Origin of the sequence: Planktotalea sp. (assembly GCF_039984035.1) — a bacterium.
Taxonomy (GTDB): Bacteria; Pseudomonadota; Alphaproteobacteria; order Rhodobacterales; family Rhodobacteraceae; genus Planktotalea.
The window spans coordinates 1-17,823 of record NZ_JBDWVM010000229.1 but is presented as its reverse complement, the minus strand read 5'-3'; the positions used below and the strand labels follow the sequence as shown (position 1 = coordinate 17,823).

Annotated in this window: 18 protein-coding genes; 11 read left to right on the top strand and 7 right to left on the bottom strand. The window is 53.1% G+C overall.

What is annotated here, in order from left to right:
• Nucleotides 1-826 (bottom strand): FAD-dependent monooxygenase (locus tag ABJQ89_RS10445; RefSeq protein WP_348496179.1); only part of this gene is annotated, 826 nt, incomplete at its 3' end.
• 72 nt (nt 827-898) lie between these two features.
• Entirely contained in the window at nt 899-1,321 is a 423-nt protein-coding gene (gene dksA / locus ABJQ89_RS10440) for an RNA polymerase-binding protein DksA (protein WP_348496178.1), read from the bottom strand.
• 175 nt (nt 1,322-1,496) lie between these two features.
• Here dksA and ABJQ89_RS10435 point away from each other — a divergent pair, with 175 nt between their 5' ends.
• From ABJQ89_RS10435 to ABJQ89_RS10415, 5 genes are all read left to right on the top strand, one after another.
• A complete protein-coding gene (locus ABJQ89_RS10435; protein WP_348496177.1) occupies nt 1,497-2,336 on the top strand; it encodes a MoxR family ATPase in 840 nt (279 codons plus the stop codon).
• A 420-nt stretch (nt 2,337-2,756) separates the two neighbouring features.
• On the top strand, nt 2,757-4,127 hold the full coding sequence (locus ABJQ89_RS10430) for a DUF2927 domain-containing protein (protein ID WP_348496176.1): 1,371 nt from the start codon (nt 2,757-2,759) through the stop codon (nt 4,125-4,127).
• 3 nt (nt 4,128-4,130) lie between these two features.
• Nucleotides 4,131-4,298 carry a hypothetical protein gene (locus ABJQ89_RS10425; protein WP_348496175.1) on the top strand — a complete coding sequence of 56 codons (168 nt, stop codon included), beginning with the start codon at nt 4,131-4,133 and terminating at the stop codon, nt 4,296-4,298.
• A 3-nt stretch (nt 4,299-4,301) separates the two neighbouring features.
• Nucleotides 4,302-5,486, top strand: coding sequence for a VWA domain-containing protein (locus ABJQ89_RS10420; protein WP_348496174.1), 1,185 nt, complete (start codon nt 4,302-4,304; stop codon nt 5,484-5,486).
• Between the two features lie 109 nt (nt 5,487-5,595).
• A complete protein-coding gene (locus ABJQ89_RS10415; RefSeq protein ID WP_348496173.1) occupies nt 5,596-6,006 on the top strand; it encodes a TIGR01244 family sulfur transferase in 411 nt (136 codons plus the stop codon).
• Nucleotides 6,007-6,013: 7 nt separating this feature from the next.
• Here the strand turns inward: ABJQ89_RS10415 and ABJQ89_RS10410 are convergent, their stop codons facing one another.
• The 5 genes from ABJQ89_RS10410 to ABJQ89_RS10390 form a co-directional block, all read right to left on the bottom strand.
• A complete protein-coding gene (locus ABJQ89_RS10410; RefSeq protein WP_348496172.1) occupies nt 6,014-6,976 on the bottom strand; it encodes a hypothetical protein in 963 nt (320 codons plus the stop codon).
• Nucleotides 6,977-7,172: 196 nt separating this feature from the next.
• The gene (locus ABJQ89_RS10405) at nt 7,173-9,854 is read right to left on the bottom strand and encodes an ATP-binding protein (RefSeq protein ID WP_348496171.1); all 2,682 of its coding nucleotides are present in this window, start codon (nt 9,852-9,854) and stop codon (nt 7,173-7,175) included.
• The gene (locus ABJQ89_RS10400; protein WP_348496170.1) at nt 9,854-10,192 is read right to left on the bottom strand and encodes a hypothetical protein; all 339 of its coding nucleotides are present in this window, start codon (nt 10,190-10,192) and stop codon (nt 9,854-9,856) included. Before ABJQ89_RS10400 ends, ABJQ89_RS10405 begins: the two co-directional genes overlap by 1 nt.
• A complete protein-coding gene (locus ABJQ89_RS10395) occupies nt 10,189-10,557 on the bottom strand; it encodes a response regulator (protein WP_348496169.1) in 369 nt (122 codons plus the stop codon). Before ABJQ89_RS10395 ends, ABJQ89_RS10400 begins: the two co-directional genes overlap by 4 nt.
• A gap of 112 nt (nt 10,558-10,669) precedes the next feature.
• Nucleotides 10,670-12,031 (bottom strand): short-chain fatty acyl-CoA regulator family protein, encoded by a 1,362-nt coding sequence (locus ABJQ89_RS10390; protein ID WP_348496168.1) that lies wholly within the window; start codon nt 12,029-12,031, stop codon nt 10,670-10,672.
• Nucleotides 12,032-12,254: 223 nt separating this feature from the next.
• Between ABJQ89_RS10390 and ABJQ89_RS10385 the strand changes: the two genes are divergently transcribed.
• The 6 genes from ABJQ89_RS10385 to ABJQ89_RS10360 form a co-directional block, all read left to right on the top strand.
• Nucleotides 12,255-13,601, top strand: a complete 1,347-nt coding sequence (locus ABJQ89_RS10385) for a substrate-binding protein (protein ID WP_348496167.1) — start codon at nt 12,255-12,257, stop codon at nt 13,599-13,601.
• 97 nt (nt 13,602-13,698) lie between these two features.
• Nucleotides 13,699-14,730: a branched-chain amino acid ABC transporter permease gene (locus ABJQ89_RS10380; RefSeq protein WP_348496166.1), complete on the top strand. Its 1,032-nt coding sequence runs from the start codon at nt 13,699-13,701 to the stop codon at nt 14,728-14,730.
• 3 nt (nt 14,731-14,733) lie between these two features.
• Entirely contained in the window at nt 14,734-15,939 is a 1,206-nt protein-coding gene (locus ABJQ89_RS10375; RefSeq protein WP_348496165.1) for a branched-chain amino acid ABC transporter permease, read from the top strand.
• Nucleotides 15,940-15,950: 11 nt separating this feature from the next.
• On the top strand, nt 15,951-16,706 hold the full coding sequence (locus tag ABJQ89_RS10370; RefSeq protein ID WP_348496164.1) for an ABC transporter ATP-binding protein: 756 nt from the start codon (nt 15,951-15,953) through the stop codon (nt 16,704-16,706).
• A gap of 14 nt (nt 16,707-16,720) precedes the next feature.
• Entirely contained in the window at nt 16,721-17,476 is a 756-nt protein-coding gene (locus ABJQ89_RS10365) for an ABC transporter ATP-binding protein (protein WP_348496163.1), read from the top strand.
• Nucleotides 17,477-17,612: 136 nt separating this feature from the next.
• Nucleotides 17,613-17,823 (top strand): acetyl-coenzyme A synthetase N-terminal domain-containing protein (locus ABJQ89_RS10360; RefSeq protein ID WP_348496162.1); only part of this gene is annotated, 211 nt, incomplete at its 3' end.

Below are 17,823 nucleotides of genomic sequence, written 5' to 3'. Positions count from 1 at the left end.
AACGCTTGGCAACAGGGTGACGGAATAAGCCCCAGATACTGACATCTTCGACCTGATCCAACATCGCTTGAACATCAGGTCCAGCCTTGGCAAACGCCGCGCGCAGATTGTCAGGGTCATCATTATGCGACCATCCCTCTTCTGCCCAAGCTTTACGTTCTTGCACCGCGACAATATTCAAAGCCGAGCCGCTCCAAATCGGGTAGCTCACGATGTGTTTTTTGGACGCCATATGGACACGTACATCGTCAACGCGATCCGATTCATTCGGGATAATCGCCCGCCACGCCACCTGTCCGGTGAAAAACGGCAGCTCGTCTCCATTTAGAACGCCACGTAATTTACTGTGCAATCCACCGGCATCGATGACCAAATCGGCCTCTATTTCGACGCCATTTGCAAACGTAACCCGTGAACGAGCCCCATCTTCGATCTGCACCGCGGCGTGCGACAAACAGATTTGAACGCCCGCGTCTTGGGCTGCATTTTGAAGCAGACCGATCAGATCGCCCCGATGTACAAAGTGGTATTTCTGCATTTCTGGCAAGAGAGAGAGGTCTAATCGCGCCACCTCTTTATCGTCTTCTGCGCGCCGCAGGCTGACGGCCTGACCTTGCGAAGAAAACTCACTCAAAGCCTGCTCTAAGCCGAGCGCGCGCAGTACGCATAAGCCGTTTGGGCTGATTTGAAGTCCTGCGCCAACCGCCCGAATGGCATCGCCTCGTTCATACAGCATGACCTTGGCGCCGCGCTGTGCACAAGCAGTCGCAACGGCCAATCCGCCGATGCCGCCACCGATAACACCAATTTCTAACTCATTAACCATGGACAATCTGTGCATAAAAAAACGCCGAAGCGAAAGCCCCGGCGTTTAGAAACTAACTGTTTCACAGCGTTTTTAGTCGTCGCGGTGTACTTTTTCACGACGCTCATGGCGCTCTTGCGCCTCAAGGCTCATTGTCGCGATTGGACGCGCATCAAGCCGCTTGAGCGAAATCGGATCGCCCGTCACTTCACAGTAACCGAACTCACCTTCATCAATTCGGCGCAGGGCCGCATCGATTTTTCCAACAAGCTTACGCTGACGATCGCGCGTACGTAACTCAAGCGCACGATCTGTTTCTTCACTTGCACGATCTGTCACATCAGGGATGTTTCGCGTCCCATCTTGCAACGTTTCGATCGTATCACGCCCGTCTGAAAGCAACTCATCACGCCAGTCTGTCAGGCGCTTTCGAAAATACTCAGTTTGGCGTTCATTCATAAACGGCTCGTCTTCAGCCGGTTTATAATCTTCGGGTAGAAATACTTCAGATTTCATGCCCCCTCCCTCTTCAAAGCCGTCATCCACAAAAATATCCTTCGGTATATGGCAACCTTACCGCGCGGCTTAACTCACGGGCGCGGGCTTGTCACTAGGCAATAACTTCACATTGCAGCGAAAAATATCCCTAGCTAAGGTGCGCCCAAACTTTGATCACAAGACGAGAAACAAGATGAAATTCACCGGAACTCAGGACTATGTCGCGACAGAAGATTTAACGATTGCGGTCAACGCAGCCGTTACATTGGAACGCCCCCTTTTGGTGAAAGGCGAGCCTGGCACAGGGAAAACAGAACTTGCTCGTCAGATTTCATCCGGCCTTGGGCTGCGTATGATTGAATGGAACATCAAATCCACGACCAAAGCGCAACAAGGTCTTTATGAATACGACGCGGTGAGTCGCCTTCGCGATAGTCAACTTGGTGAAGAGCGCGTGCACGATGTGGCGAACTACATTCGCAAGGGCAAACTCTGGGAAGCTTTTGAGGCGGGCGAGAAGGTCGTTCTGCTGATCGACGAAATCGACAAGGCAGATATCGAATTTCCGAACGATCTTTTGCAAGAGCTCGATCGCATGGAGTTCTTTGTTTACGAGACTGGCGAAACGATCCGCGCAGACAACCGCCCTATCGTGATCATCACCTCTAACAACGAAAAAGAACTGCCCGATGCGTTTTTGCGCCGCTGCTTCTTCCACTACATTCGTTTCCCAGAGCCGGATGTGATGCGAAAAATCGTCGAAGTGCATCACCCCGGCATCAAAGAAGACCTACTAACGACAGCCCTCACGCAGTTCTATGACATCCGTGAGCAGCAAGGTTTGAAGAAGAAACCATCCACCTCTGAGGTTCTCGACTGGCTCAAATTGCTCCTCGCCGAGGACCTCTCTCCAGAAGATTTGAAGCGCGATGGCGCGAACGCTTTGCCCAAATTGCACGGTGCTTTGCTCAAAAACGAACAGGATGTTCATTTGTTCGAACGATTGGCCTTTATGGCGCGCCGGAACCAATGACACGTCGAATTATGACATAATTGTGGCGACCTATACATGCAGCCTGCCCCAGACCCTATATCTAGGTGGCAGGCTCGCAACATTTTCCCAAACGTGAACAACTCCCTATAACACACTGAAATTGTATCGGGTTACTGTCTCCGAGGCGATTTCCCAAAATTGCCATTTTGTTTTCTTAAACCTGTCAGGGTGTCTGGTCATACCGATCACATCTTAATGCGGTGGAACTGGAGAGAAACTTGCAGGCAATTTTTCCAAACATAAGTTTGGCGTGTGTTTCGGTATTTTACCGAACCAATTTGACTGCTCTCTCGCGCGTTATGATGTGCCGTTGCCCATTCGGGCACTTTAGCAATCAGGCTATCTTCGGATCGCCCATTATCGCACCTCGGTGCGAGCGAGACGGGGTTTAAGACCTAGATGCGCCGATTTTTATTACCGTTTTACCTAGCGTTGTCCGGCTGTATGCCTGCGACCCCTGCGGATACGCCAACGCGTGCCCAAACCGAAGCAGCATCAATGAGCCTGCCTGCCGTCAAGGTATTCAACGCACCGCGACCAACGCCGTCGCTGCGCGCAAATTCAGACATCGCACGTGACTTCCTTGATTTGACCTTCAATCTGGAAAGCGGCCGTAGCCTTCCTATCCTCACACGATTTGAGGGTCCGATTTCTGTTCGCGTAACAGGCCAGCCCTCTTTCGGTCTTGGAAGCGATCTGAACCGCCTCCTCCACCGTCTGCGCACCGAAGCGCGGATCGACATCAGCCAACAGCAAACCGAAAGCGCGAATATCACAATCGAAGCTGTGCCGCGCTCGGAAATTCGCAAGTTGTTGCCACAAGCCGCCTGTTTCGTCGCGCCAAATGTATCCAGCATGGCGCAGTACCGCCTTGCGCGCCGTACATCTTTGGTCAATTGGACCAGCTTGAAAGAACGCAAGAAGCTCTCGATCTTCCTGCCAAACGATGCAAGCCCGCAAGAAGTACGTGACTGCTTGCATGAAGAACTCGCGCAGGCACTTGGCCCACTGAACGATCTTTATCGTTTGCCAGATTCAGTCTTCAACGATGACAACGTCCATACTGTTCTGACAGGCTTCGATATGTTGGTGCTGCGCGCCTACTACGACCCCTCTTTGCGCAACGGCATGACCAAGAACGAAGTCGCGAGCCGCATTGGCGGTATTTTGACCCGTATCAATCCGCGCGGCGCTCAATTTGCACCACGTCGTTTGACACGCACTCCGCGTTCTTGGATTAATTCGATCCAACACGCCCTTGGACCGGGCGCGAGCCAGAAAGAACGCCTAAACGCAGCGAATAACGCAATGCAAATTGCTGTAGCGATGGGCTGGAGCGATCACCGCCGTGCCTTTAGCCACTATGCGATGGGCCGTTTGCAAATGTCTGTGAACCTGAAAAGCGCACGTGAACACTTTGCCATCGCCGCGCGCCTTTATGGGCAAGACCCTTCAACGCGCCTGCATTCCGCTTATGCCGCCTCACAGCTTGCGTCCTTCTACATTGCTGAGGGCAATGGCGAAGCCGCGCTCCAGCAGATCGGGCCGCATCTGGATACCGCAGCGAAATATGAAAACGCAGCTTTGATGTCGACATTGATGTTGCAACGCGCCGAAGCGCTTGATTTGGCCGGACGGACCTCAGAAGGACGTACCGTTCGTATGGACAGTTTGGGATGGGCACGATACGGCTTTGGTCCAGACTGGGCAGTGCGGGCCAAGTTGCGTGAAATCTCATCACTTAGCCCGCTGAAAAGAGGACGTGGCTAAGCAATGATCTACACAATCGCGGGGTTATTCGGCATCGCATTGGGCGCAATGCGCGCTAAAAAACGGGGCGGCAACTGGGCAGATATGGCTCAATATGCCGCTGCACATGGCATCGCCTTCCTTTTGGCCGGCTTTATCATCACCCTCTTCATCCACCGCGCAGCGCTTTAAACGATGTTTCTGCCGTTTTTCGAAAACCTGCGCAGTAGCTCGGTTCCCGTCTCGTTGCGGGAATATTTGTCCTTCTTGGAAGGTGTGAAGCGCGGCCTTGTCACTTATGACATTGAAGCCTTCTACTACCTCGCCCGTACGTCCATGGTGAAAGACGAACGCAACATCGATAAATTCGATCGCGCCTTCGCGGCCACGTTCAAGGGTTTGGAAAACATCAGCACCGAGGACATGATCAACGCTGTTGAGATTCCCGAAGAATGGCTGCGCAAGATGACGGAAAAGCACCTCAGCGAAGAGGAAAAAGCCGAGATCGAAGCACTCGGTGGTTTCGAGAAGCTGATGGAGACGCTCAAAGAGCGGCTGAAAGAGCAAGAGAAGCGCCATCAAGGCGGCAACAAATGGATCGGCACGGGTGGCACCTCCCCCTTTGGCGCGTATGGGTATAACCCCGAAGGCGTGCGCATCGGTCAAAAAGAGAGCCGCCATCAGCGCGCGACCAAAGTATGGGACAAGCGCGAGTTCAAAAATCTGGACGACAGTGTTGAGCTTGGCACCCGTAACATCAAAGTTGCGCTAAAGCGTTTGCGCCGATGGGCACGCGATGGTGCAACAGAAGAGTTGGATCTAAACGGAACTATCCGCGCGACCGCTGAAAATGGCTACTTGGACGTCAAGACGCGACCTGAGCGGCGCAATGCGGTGAAAGTCCTTTTGTTTCTCGACGTTGGCGGCTCTATGGATCCGCATATCAAAGTGGTTGAAGAGCTCTTTTCCGCTGCGCGTACCGAGTTCAAACATCTTGAGCACTTCTACTTTCACAATTGCTTGTATGAAGGCGTTTGGCGCGACAATGCGCGACGTTGGGATCAACAAATCCCAACTGAAGAAGTTCTGCGCACCTATGGCCCTGATTATAAATGTATTTTCGTGGGTGATGCGTCCATGAGCCCCTATGAAATCGCCTATCCGGGCGGTGCCAATGAGCACTGGAACCCAGAAAGCGGCGAAACATGGCTGCGCCGTGCGCGCGATCAATGGAAGAGCAATCTTTGGATCAACCCGCTGCCAGAACAGCATTGGCGCTATACCCAATCGATTAGAATGATCGGCGAAGTCTTTGAACAACAAATGGTACCCATGACGTTGTCTGGCCTTGAGCGCGGAATGAAAGAGCTGACGCGCTAACGCGTGCCGCCCTCTAGAGCAGCCTTGCTGTTGCTCAAAGAAACGGCTTAGCCGCGATAGGCTGCGCCAATTGCTGGACGATGCTCTGCACGCAGGTTAAACACAGCGCATGGATATTCGCCCACTTACCCCGACCTACGCAGTCTCGCCGCAGATCGATCCGGCAGACCTCCCCGATATTGTTGCTGCGGGCTTTAAAGCCGTGATTTGCAATCGCCCGGATGCGGAAATTCCGCCCCATCTGCAGGCTGACGCAATGGCGACTGCCGCTGCAGCCGCTGGCATCACTTTTGAAGTATTGCCCCTAACCCATCAAACGATGACACCTGAAAATGTCGCGAAACAGCTTGAATATGTTGCGAATGCGGACGGACCTGTTTTGGCCTATTGCGCCTCAGGAACACGCTGCTCTGTGATTTGGGCTTTGTCGCAAAAGGGCCAGCAAAGTGCAGATGCGATTTTGGATCAAGCCGCGAAAGCTGGGTATGATCTGTCTGGCATGCGCGGCGCTCTCGAATAAAGCTGCGCTACCCTTTTCCAATCGCGAGTAAATCGTCCAGTTCATCACCACTGCCCGAAGTATTTCGTTCGGGCGGTGTGTCGGCGCTGACCTCTTCAGGACTTGATGTCGTGGACTTCTGGGCAACGTCTGGACCGCGCGCAACTGTATCGGGCAACGCCTCTTGCGCCGATGCGACGTCAGCATAGGACTGAGCAAGGCGCACAGCGCGCATCCCGTGCAACTGACCTAGCCTTACGGGCAGTGCAGTTTGACCGATCTTATCCTGCAGTTTTGCGCTTTGCGCTGCGTTCTTGGGCAGTGGCAACAATTGTCCCTCTTTCAAGCCATGCAATTCGGTGAGCGGGATTGTGATCTTGCACATGATCGCATCCACCTCGACCGAAGCAGCAAGCGCCGCATTACGTAATTTCGGCCGTGCTTTTGCGGGTTTCTCTTTATCCTTTTTGTTCGACTTAAGGGACTTTGGCTGAACAGGTTCCTTCATTGGTAAAAACAAGCGGATCAGGCTTTTGCGGTCGCTCCCTGCAATCTCACTGCTCATTTCGAACCCGCGATATTCACTTGCATCGAGCAAAAGCACCATAAGATGGCGTGTTTCAACGGCGTCTTCTGTACGATATCCCCGCGTCCAATACCCTGTCGGGGCACCCTCTAAGGCCTTGTCAAACAACCTCAAAAACTTGTCCGAGAATGGGAGCGCGAGCGCCTTATCCGTGCGCGTCAATTTTCGCGACGTGCTCGTGGCGGCATTCACACGCCCTAGTGTTTGTTGCTCGACAAAGGCGGTATTGGTGGCCGGATCGATACACATCGCACCAATCGATCCATCATCATGTATCAAAGGGAACAGCGCCCAATTTTCATCAAGCTGTTCAACCATATCGGACAACTCAAGGCGACTTTGGCGGATGCTCCCCACCCGCAGAGCAAGCTTAAACGCCTGATCAGCAGCGCGCGCCAAACTCATTCTCGCAGCTTTAACCGGCGAGGTTGCTTGTTCCTCAGGACCCGCCTTATCGCTGCGCAACTTGCGCCGAAGTACATCCGAATTGGGTTTGATAGCCCAGCCTCCAACAGAAAACAGTACGCGCATTTTGCCCGTCTGCCATGCTCAATTAGGAACTGTTTAGGGCTTAAGTCTTACCAAAGACTTTAAACGCACTTCATTCTTGGGCCATATCACGTGGAAATTGCACACGAAATGCGCTTCCGCCCTGCCCTGGAAGGTAGAAAATTTCACCGCCCAAGCGGATCATAATTTCGCGGCAAATAGACAATCCAAGGCCTGCGCCGCCTGCTTCGTTTTCGCCAACTCTGGAGAATTTTTCGAAAATGACATCCCGCATGCCCGCGTCAATCACCGACCCATTGTCGATGAAATCTACAGTAACTTGTTCATTTGATTGAAAAACATGGATTTTCAAACACGGCGCCGCAGCGTCGCAATATTTGCGCGCGTTGGAAATCACATTGATGAAAACCTGCGCCAAACGATCGACGTCTGTTCTTAGCAAAATGTCTTCGCGGCTGCGCTGCCGCTGAATTTCAAACCCCGTTTCAGCGCCAAGACCCATTCCAATAATCGATGTATCCAGAATCTCGCGCAAAGATTTTTGCGACACGTTCAAAGACACACGCCCTGCTTCAAGAACGGATAGATCAAGCAGATCATCCAGCAGGCGCGTCAATCTCAAAGTCTCGGAATGGATGATGCCCGCGAAACGCGCTTTGTCTGCGGGGGGCATGTCTGCGCTGTCGCGCAGTATTTCCGAAAACGAACGAATCGAGGTCATGGGCGTGCGCAATTCATGGCTGATTTGGCTTAAGAATCCATCTTTCTGCACCGACAGTTGCGTCAGTTTTTCGTTCGCGCGGCGCAATTGCTTGGCTGTGCGCTGCAGCTCTTCTGATTGGGTTTCCAGCTTGTTCGAATAGACCATGAGCTGCGCGCGTTCGTCCGCAACCGCAAGCAAATCATCGACCGAAACAGCCGCCCCGCCCACGATAGGCGCGACCATCGCATGAGCCGTCGCAGCACCGACAGAGCCTGCTAATTCGCGTTCAAGCACATCTAGGAACTCAGGGGTTGGTTCAGGCACGAGCCCTGAAATCCCTTGTTTTTCGGCTTCTCTGCGAAAGAGCGATTGCGCTTCTCTTGCGCCGATAATGCGTTGCGCCATGACCATCAAATCTTCGGACTGCGCGACGTTACTGGACCAACTGCGCGTGGATGAGCCGTGCTCAAAGACATTAACGAATTGGGCCCCTTGCAGGCGCTCCAAAGGTTGCGGAAAGCTCACAAGTGAGAGAAGGCAAAAGACCGTGGTATTGAGAAGCATGCTCCACAACAGGCAATGCAAGATGGGGTCCAAACCCTTGATCGCGAAGAGCGCTTGAGGAGCGAGCCAAGACAGCCCAAAGGGACCGTGTTCCATAAAGCTCTGCGAATAAACAACGCCTTCACCGAGGCTTGGTAAAAACAGGGAATACCCCCAAATCAAAAAGCCAACCGTCAACCCGCCGAGTGCCCCAATCCGCGTTGCACCGCGCCAAAAGATACCGCCGAGCATAACCGGAAGAACCTGCGCAACGCCTGCAAATGAAACAAGGCCAATCGCCGCAAGAGCAGCGCCCCCGCCCGAGAGGCGAAAATAGAAATAGGCCAGCATTACAACTGCCCCAATCGAGACACGCCGCGCTAGCAATACAACGTAACGCACGTCGCCAGACACGCTCAGACCGCTACCAGAATAATGCAGCCACAGGGGCATCACGATATGGTTAGACACCATGATCGACAATGCAATCGCGGCCACAATCACCATGGACGTCGCTGAGGAAAATCCGCCCAAGAACGACAACATAGCTAGGCCGTTTTGCCCTTGGCTCAACGGTATGGTGAGAACGAACATGTCAGGGTTTGCGCCTGTCGGCAGCAGATCTAATCCCGTAACCGCGATTGGCAAAACGAACAGGCTCATCAGCATCAGGTATGCAGGAAAGGCCCATGAGGCCATGCGCAAGTGCCGCTCGTCCGCGTTTTCGACAACCATCACATGGAACATGCGCGGCAAACATAAGAACGCCGCTGCTGAAAGGAACGTGAGCCCTGCCCAGCGACCACCGCTGACATTCCATGTGCCGATGTCAGATGCGTTGATCTTTTCCATCATGGGCGCGACGCCCCCTGCAACGCCCCAAACGACGAAAATACCAACAGCAAGTAACGCGATGAGTTTTACAATTGCTTCAACCGCGATGGCCATGACCACCCCATCATGGCGCTCGTTCACGTCGAGCTTTCGAGTGCCAAAGAGGATCGTGAAGAGCCCCAAACCAATTGCCACCCAAAAGGCAATCGTCGCTTGATCAGTTTGATCCAACCCCGATTGCGAGGTTTCCGCGAAGACCGCGTAAGACTGCGTAACCGATTGAAGTTGCAAGGCAATATAGGGCGTCGTGCCAACAACGGCGAGGATCGTCAGCCCTACGGCCAAGAGGTTGGACTTGCCAAAGCGCGATGAAATCAGATCGGCAATCGAAGTGATACGTTGGTTGCGCCCAATGCGTACAAGGCGACGAACAATCCACCACCAGCCCAACATGACGAGCGATGGACCAAGGTAAATGGTGACGAACTCAAGCCCCGAGCGCGATGCAAAGCCGACCGCGCCATAAAAGGTCCAAGCCGTACAATAAATCGAGAGCGACAATGTATAGATAAGCGGCGCTCGCAGCCATTTGATACGGCCTGCCCGCGCCGCCCGTTCAGCGGCAAATGCGACAATAAAGAGCACAAGAACATAGCCCAAGGACACAAGGACAAGCAGATTGATTTGTCCCATCAGTCCTGTCCGCTTTTGCCAGTTGTGTCCGAAGCGGCGTTCATTTGGGACTTGCTATCCTGCACAGCGCCAGAAGCCGTAATTCGATTGGCGAGAAATGCGCCAAAAACAATCAAACCCAGCCAGATCATAAAGATGTAAATAGAACTGCTCGAGGTAATGACCGCATCGCTGTCTCCTCTGCGGGGCCAAATCAAAGGGACCATGAACAGAACCAGCCCGATGATGGGCAACAGCTTTGCGCCATCAATGACGCGGCGCTGAATATAGCCGCGCCGCTCTAGAAAGAGGCGGTTCGGAGGGCCATCCGGGTCATCCCCATTTGGCGCTGTATTCACGGTGCGCTCATTTCATGCAGAACATCGATGATTTCGGAATTCGAGAACGGTTTGGTCATAAAGCGTGTGGCGCCCAAGCGGGTTGCCATTTCACGATCTTTTGCCTGTCCACGTGCGGTGAGCATAAGGACAGGAATTTCTGCGATCCCTTCGGACGCGCGCAGCTCTGTTAAGATGTCAAATCCACTGCGACCCGGCAGCATGACGTCCAGCACCAACAGATCGGGCCTCTTGGTTTTCACGACATCAACAGCATCATGCCCGTTCGCATGCGTCGACACCGTCCATCCATCGCGTGACAATAGGAAACTCACAGCCTCAATGATATTGGGCTCATCTTCTATCAAAAGAACATGTTTGCTCACGTGATCCCCTCCCGGACCGCGGATATTTTCCTGAACGCATTAGTCCATCCCCTACCAATGCAAACGCCAGCATATGCATCCCCGTTTTTTTTGCAATCAAAACAGCGCAAGCTTACACACCACTCGTCAAGATCGATGGCTCGCGGCGTCCAACGCAGGCCTCGCGGGCGCAAATTCGGCAACTTACACCAATGGGACGCGCATCAACGCCGCTGGGCGCCGATGCCAAGGGCACAATAAGCATATGCGCCTCTAATAAAGGGACGGTATCGAATTCTGGCGCGTGCAAGGGCGCAGCAATAGCAAGTGTTTCAAAATGCACCGCATCCGGCCCGCTTTGCACAGAGATTTCGCGCAAAGCTGAAAACGGACGTGTCAGGGCTTGGTACAAGGTCCACAGCGGGCAAGCAGAGCCAAAACGTGGAATCGGGAACCGGCGCAGCGGCTTGCGCATCGTAAGCGTTCCAGAACTGTCACAAATCGCGAGGCCGAGCCCATCGGCGCTCAGATCATACCTTGGATCATTCAAACATTCTGTTAGCTCCGTGCCCGAAACGCTTGCCAAACGCCGCATAACGCAACCCAAATCAAACGCCTGCCCTGCAGCAATGCGTGCTGGCTCCAAACCAAAGGCCCTTACCTTTTCCAACAAAATATCAAGCGGCAGTGCCTGCGCATCGCGCCAATAGCGCAGCAACAGTGTTTCTAACTGAATACGCGCCGAGGCAGAGACAAGCTGCTCAGAGGATTCAGCCAACAACGCCTTGATTTCCGTCTGCGCCGCTGCCTCTGTGGCCAATTTTTCGAGATTTGGGAAATGAAAGCCATGTTGCGCAAAGAAGGCTTCGATCTCATCTTGCGGCGTCATGATTTGCTGTGTTTCCGCTTTTTCGCCGTTCATGTAAGAGACAAGCGCTTGGGACCCTTCGGTCAATCGCTTGGCGTCCTCATTGATATTGCGGTGAAAGCGGGCCTGCCATTCGGGCTCCAACTTTTCTGTTTCCACCAAAATCGAGGATGTCGAGCGAATGGCCGTCACCGCGCCCAACATATCGTGCAACGCTTCTGCGAGCTGCGGATCGTGGGTCATGCGATCTGTTAATGAGACCACGGTCTGTTCAAGCGAGCTTTGCTGTTGAGCCATCGTTTCGATCAAACGCGCCCAGCCGGGGAAACGGCCCGCAAATTCATCGACGCGTTCAACCTCGGCTGAATGATCAGGCTGGCTCGCCGTGATTTCGCGTAAAGAAGTGAGCAACGTGCTCTCGGCCCCTTCGGACAAGGAAGCAGGCTCCACATCAAGGATTGTCGCGAAATCGAGCAGCAGCTTCCCCCCGATCCGACGCTTATTATGTTCGATCAAATTGAGATAAGACGCCGAGATTCCCGCGCGACGGGCCAATTCGGCCTGTTTCATGCCAATCATCACGCGACGTTCGCGCATTCGACTACCGGTTAAAGTGTCGCGAGCCATCTAATTTCCCTTACACTTTCAACGCCTTTCCGCAGCGCAGAATAATTTCTTTACACAATTTACTATCGCATTGTGCATTCGTTGACAAAATAATTGTTTCAATCAAAGCCTTTGTTGTGAAATTTTCAAACCACCCCCACAAAGAACGTGCACTTTTGTGCAAAGCGCGAACGGTGGGAAGAGGAGCCCGCCCTCGCATCTTTACGAAACTGGGAGGATTTCAATGTCCACAAGTAACTTTACACGACGCGGCCTGCTCAAGACAGGCGCAGTCGCAGGCGCAGGCTTGGCTTTGCCAACATACCTGTCCGCTGCAAACCACGCCGGTTATACAAACGCGCCTCAGGGCAGCACTGTAACACTCGGCTTTAACGTTCCACAGTCTGGTCCTTACGCGGACGAAGGCGCGGACGAACTGCGCGCATATGAGCTTGCTGTTGAGCACCTCAACGGCGGCGGCGACGGCGGCCTGATGAACACGTTCAGCTCCAAAGCCCTTCAAGGCAACGGTATCCTGGGCAAAAAAGTTGAGTACGTCACAGGCGATACACAGACAAAATCAGACGCGGCTCGCGCTTCTGCTAAGTCCATGATCGAAAAAGACGGCGCAGTGATGATCACTGGCGGCTCCTCTTCCGGTGTTGCGGTTGCGGTTCAGGCACTTTGCCAAGACGCTGGCGTTATCTTCATGGCGGGCCTCACGCACTCCAACGACACAACGGGTAAAGATAAGAAAGCCAACGGCTTCCGTCACTTCTTTAACTCTTACATGTCTGGTGCGGCACTGGCGCCTGTTTTGGCGGCAAACTACGGTACAGACCGTAAAGCGTACCACCTGACAGCTGACTACAACTGGGGCTACACAACTGAGGAAGCGGTTCGCTCTTCCACAGAAGCTTTGGGTTGGGAAACTGTAAACGCAGTGAAAACACCACTCGCGTCCACTGACTTCTCTTCCTACATCGCACCAGTTCTGAACTCTGGCGCTGACGTTCTGGTTCTGAACCACTACGGCGGAAACATGGTTAACTCTTTGACCAACGCTGTTCAGTTCGGCTTGCGTGACAAGACGATCAACAACAAGAACTTCGAAATCGTTGTTCCACTTTACTCTCGCCTGATGGCGAAAGGTGCGGGCGCAAACGTTAAAGGCATCTTCGGTTCCACAAACTGGCACTGGTCTTTGACAGACGAAGGCTCCAAAGCATTCGTTAAGTCCTTCGGTACGAAGTACGGCTTCCCACCATCACAGGCTGCACACACATGCTACGTTCAAGCGCTGCTTTATGCTGACGCATGTGAGCGTGCAGGTACGTTCAACCCATGTGGCGTTGCAGAAGCTCTTGAAGGCTTTGAGTTCGACGGCATGGGCAACGGCAAAACGCTGTACCGCGCTGAAGATCACCAGTGCTTCAAGGACGTTCTTGTTGTGAAGGGTAAAGAGAACCCAACATCCGAGTTCGACCTTCTTGAGATCGTTGAAGTGACACCTGTTGAGCAGGTGACATACGCAGTAGACCACCCACAAGTTGCGGGCGGTTCTTTGGGCTCCTGTAACCCAGGCGCGTAAGCAACACTTTTCTAAATTAAACTAAACTTAATGGGCGGAGATTTCTCCGCCCAGACCTTGGCCTATTCGGCACTGCTGCACTTGGAGGTGGGACACCGTGGACGCATTTATCCTGCAAATTCTCAATGGTTTGGACAAAGGATCAGCTTATGCGCTGATTGCTTTGGGTCTGACATTGATCTTTGGTACGTTGGGAGTGGTAAACTTTGCCCACGGCGCACTGTTTATGATTGGCGCGTTTTGTGCAGTCACCTTTAGCAAGTTTCTATCGTTCAGCTATACAGTTGTCGATGAAACGCAAAAAGACTTCCTCGGCAATCCGCTGAAAGTCGAAGTTCCCTACATCTATGACATGTTCGGGCAATCCACTGGTGATGCGATCATCGATTGGGCTGTGCCTCTGTCACTTCTCTTCACTATTCCGGTTATGATCGGCATCGGCTTCATCATGGAGCGCGGCTTGATCAAACATTTCTACAAACGCCCGCACGCGGACCAAATTCTTGTAACATTTGGCTTGGCGATCGTTTTGCAAGAAATCATCAAATATTACTACGGTGCAAACCCAATCCCGACCCCTGCCCCGGCAGCGTTTGCAGGATCTTTTGATTTTGGCGCGATCCTCGGATTTGATCCAAACACGATCATCTACCCTTACTGGCGTCTGGTCTACTTTGGCTTTGCAGCTCTCATCGTTGGCGCAGTCTTTGCCTTCTTGCAGTTCACCACATTTGGTATGGTAGTTCGCGCAGGCATGGCTGATCGCGAAACAGTTGGCCTCCTTGGCATCAACATCGACCGACGTTTCACGATTATGTTCGGTCTCGCTGCTGCGGTAGCGGGTCTGGCGGGCGCGATGTATGCGCCAATCAACTCACCTAACTATCACATGGGCATGGACTTTCTGGTGCTGAGCTTTGTGGTTGTTGTTGTTGGCGGCATGGGCTCTTTGCCGGGCGCTGTTTTGGCAGGCTTCCTTCTGGGTATTCTTGAAAGCTTCGCCTCTACAGCCGTCGTTCTGGAATTCATCCCAGGTATCAACCAGATCATCATCTATCTCGTGGCGATCATCATTCTATTGACCCGACCACGCGGCCTGATGGGGCGCAAAGGCGTGATGGAGGAATAAGGCATGTTTGGACTTAACAAAAAAGACGCAGGTCTGCTGCTCGTTGTAGCAGTGCTGGCCCTCGGTGCTCCCTTTATTCTGAACCCCTTCCCAGAAGGTTCAGCGATGGCGCAGTTTAACGCGGGTTACCCCGATTTGATGCAACGCTTGGTGATCTTTGGCATCTTCGCGATTGGCTTTAACATCATGTTCGGCCTGACAGGCTACCTCAGCTTTGGTCACGCGGCCTTCTTGGGTGTCGGTTCTTATGCGGCGATCTGGATGATGAAGCTGCTCACAATGAACGTCGTTCCTGCCATTATGATCTCAGTCGTGATTGCGGGTCTGTTCTCCCTCCTCGTTGGTTGGATTTCACTGCGACGCTCAGGCATCTACTTCTCGATCCTGACACTTGCTTTCGCGCAGATGTCTTATGCTCTGGCCTACTCCGTTCTGACGCCCATCACAGGCGGCGAAACGGGCCTACAGCCAAAGTATGACGATCCACGTATTCTGGATCGCGCCCTTGAAGAAGGTGAAACTGCACGAGCGAACCTGTTTGGCTTGCAAATGAACTCAAGCGTTAACCTCGAAGTGGGCAGCTGGGTCTTCACCTTCAACGCAGGCTACTACATTGCTGCAATTGTGATGCTCGTCGCCTTCTATCTGTCGATCCGCATCTTCCGCTCCCCTTTCGGTCTGATGTTGCGTGCGGTGAAATCGAACCAGCAACGTCTGAACTACACAGGCTTGAACAGCAAACCTTACACGCTGGCTGCCTTTGTAATCTCTGGCATGTATGCGGGTCTTGCAGGTGGTCTGTTGGTTGCGATGGATACACAGGTTGGCGCGGAACGTATGTTCTGGACAGCTTCCGGTGAAGTCGTTCTGATGACCATCCTTGGCGGCGCAGGCACCTTGATCGGTCCAGTCCTTGGCGCGGGTTTCATTAAATACATGGAAAACATCGTATCCAAGATCAACAAATCCATCCTCGAGCAATGGTTCGCCTTTATGCCTGACGGTTTGGAAGACTTCGTGATCACGATAATCTACCCCTTCATCGGTAAAGGCTGGCATCTCACGCTGGGTCTGATGTTCATGATGGTTGTTATCTTCCTGCCCGGTGGCCTTGTGGAAGGTGGTCAAAAGATCGCCAAGCTCTTCAAGCGCGGCAAAAAAGATGACGATGGCGCGAAAAGCGCTGATGCAACAACACCTGCGGAATAAGGAGACAAAACATGGGTATCCTTGAAGTTAAAAACGTGGGCAAACGCTTTGGCGGTCTGCAAGCACTGGGAGATGTAAATCTCTCAGTCGCAGAGAACTCTGTCCATGCCATCATCGGTCCGAACGGCGCCGGTAAATCGACACTGCTCAACTGCTTCGTTGGCAAACTGATCCCTGACACGGGCTCTGTAATGTTCGACGGACAGTCCGTCCTCGGGCGTATGCCTTACGAGATCAACCAAATGGGCATCAGCCGCGTGTTTCAAACGCCTGAAATCTTTGGCGATCTGTCTGTGCAAGAGAACATGATGATCCCTTGCTTTGCCAAACGGGACGGCGCGTTCGAATTGAATGCGATTGGATCAGTTGGTGGTCAAAAGGACATCATCGAGAGCGCTGAGGAAATGCTGGAAGAAATGAATATGGCCGACAAACGCCATATGAATGCAGCCTCCCTCAGCCGCGGTGACAAACGTCGCCTCGAGATCGGCATGTGCCTGTCCCAAGAACCGCGTCTGTTGTTGCTCGATGAACCAACGGCCGGCATGGCCCGCGCAGATACGAACAACACCATCGACTTGCTCAAGCAGATCAAAGAAGAGCGCGACATCACAATCGCGATCATCGAGCACGATATGCATGTGGTCTTCTCGCTTGCCGAGCGCATCACTGTTCTCGCGCAGGGCACGCCGCTGGTGGAAGACACGCCTGACAATATCAAAGGCCATCCTAAGGTACGCGAAGCGTATCTTGGCGAAACGGCATAAAGGGAGCTTTCACAATGAACGCACCAACAGAAATCTCCAAGAACGCCAACCACGCCAGCACGGCGCCAGCGTATCTGTCTGTCTATGACATGCACTCTTACTATGGCGAAAGCTACATCGTGCAAGGCATCAGCTTTAACGTCCATGAAGGCGAAATCCTCGCCCTGCTCGGACGCAACGGCGCGGGCAAAACATCAACCTTGCGCTCTATCGCGCGCTTGGGCGATCCCGAAGTCAAAAAGGGTGAAATCTGGCTGGATCACCAGCCGTTGCACAACATGAAGGCCCATGAGGCTTCCATTGCTGGCTTGGGCCTAGTTCCAGAAGATCGCCGCATCATCGCGGGTTTGACAGTGGAAGAGAACCTCAAGCTGGCACAGATCGCGCCGCCTATTGGTTGGTCCATTGAGCGTCTTTACGATCTGTTCCCGCGCCTTGGTGAGCGCCGCAACCAAGAAGGCATCACGCTTTCTGGTGGTGAGCAGCAAATGCTCGCCATTGCCCGGGCGTTGGCGCGCGACATCAAAGTTCTTCTTTTGGATGAACCTTATGAGGGTCTCGCTCCGGTTATCGTTGACGAAATCGAAAAGACGCTCCGCATCATTAAAGAGCAAGGCATCACAACGGTTATCGTTGAACAAAACGCTGTTCGCGCACTCGAGCTCGCGGATCGTGCGGTTATTCTAGACACAGGTGGCATCGTCTTTGACGGTCTCGCGTCTGAGGTTCTGGAAAACGAAGCGCTGCGCGCTGAGTACCTCGCAATCTGATTGAGACTAGGCCCGAGACGCGGTCCCCTTCGTGTTTCGGGCCTTTTCATTTTGCCCATTGCGTGCATCACTAGACGAAATTTGACAGGCCAGACCGCAGATCGCTGCGAAGGCTTAACTATTGGAGACGTTTCCCATGTCTGACACATATCCCCCCTCCCGCGAGATCGCAGCAAACGCCCACGTAAACGCTGCAAAATACGACGAGATGTATGCCGCATCTATCGCTGATCCAGTGGCCTTTTGGGGCGAGCAAGGGAAGCGCGTTGACTGGATCAAACCCTTCACCAAGGTGAAGGATGTCAGCTATGATTTCGGCAACGTTGGCATCAATTGGTACAGTGATG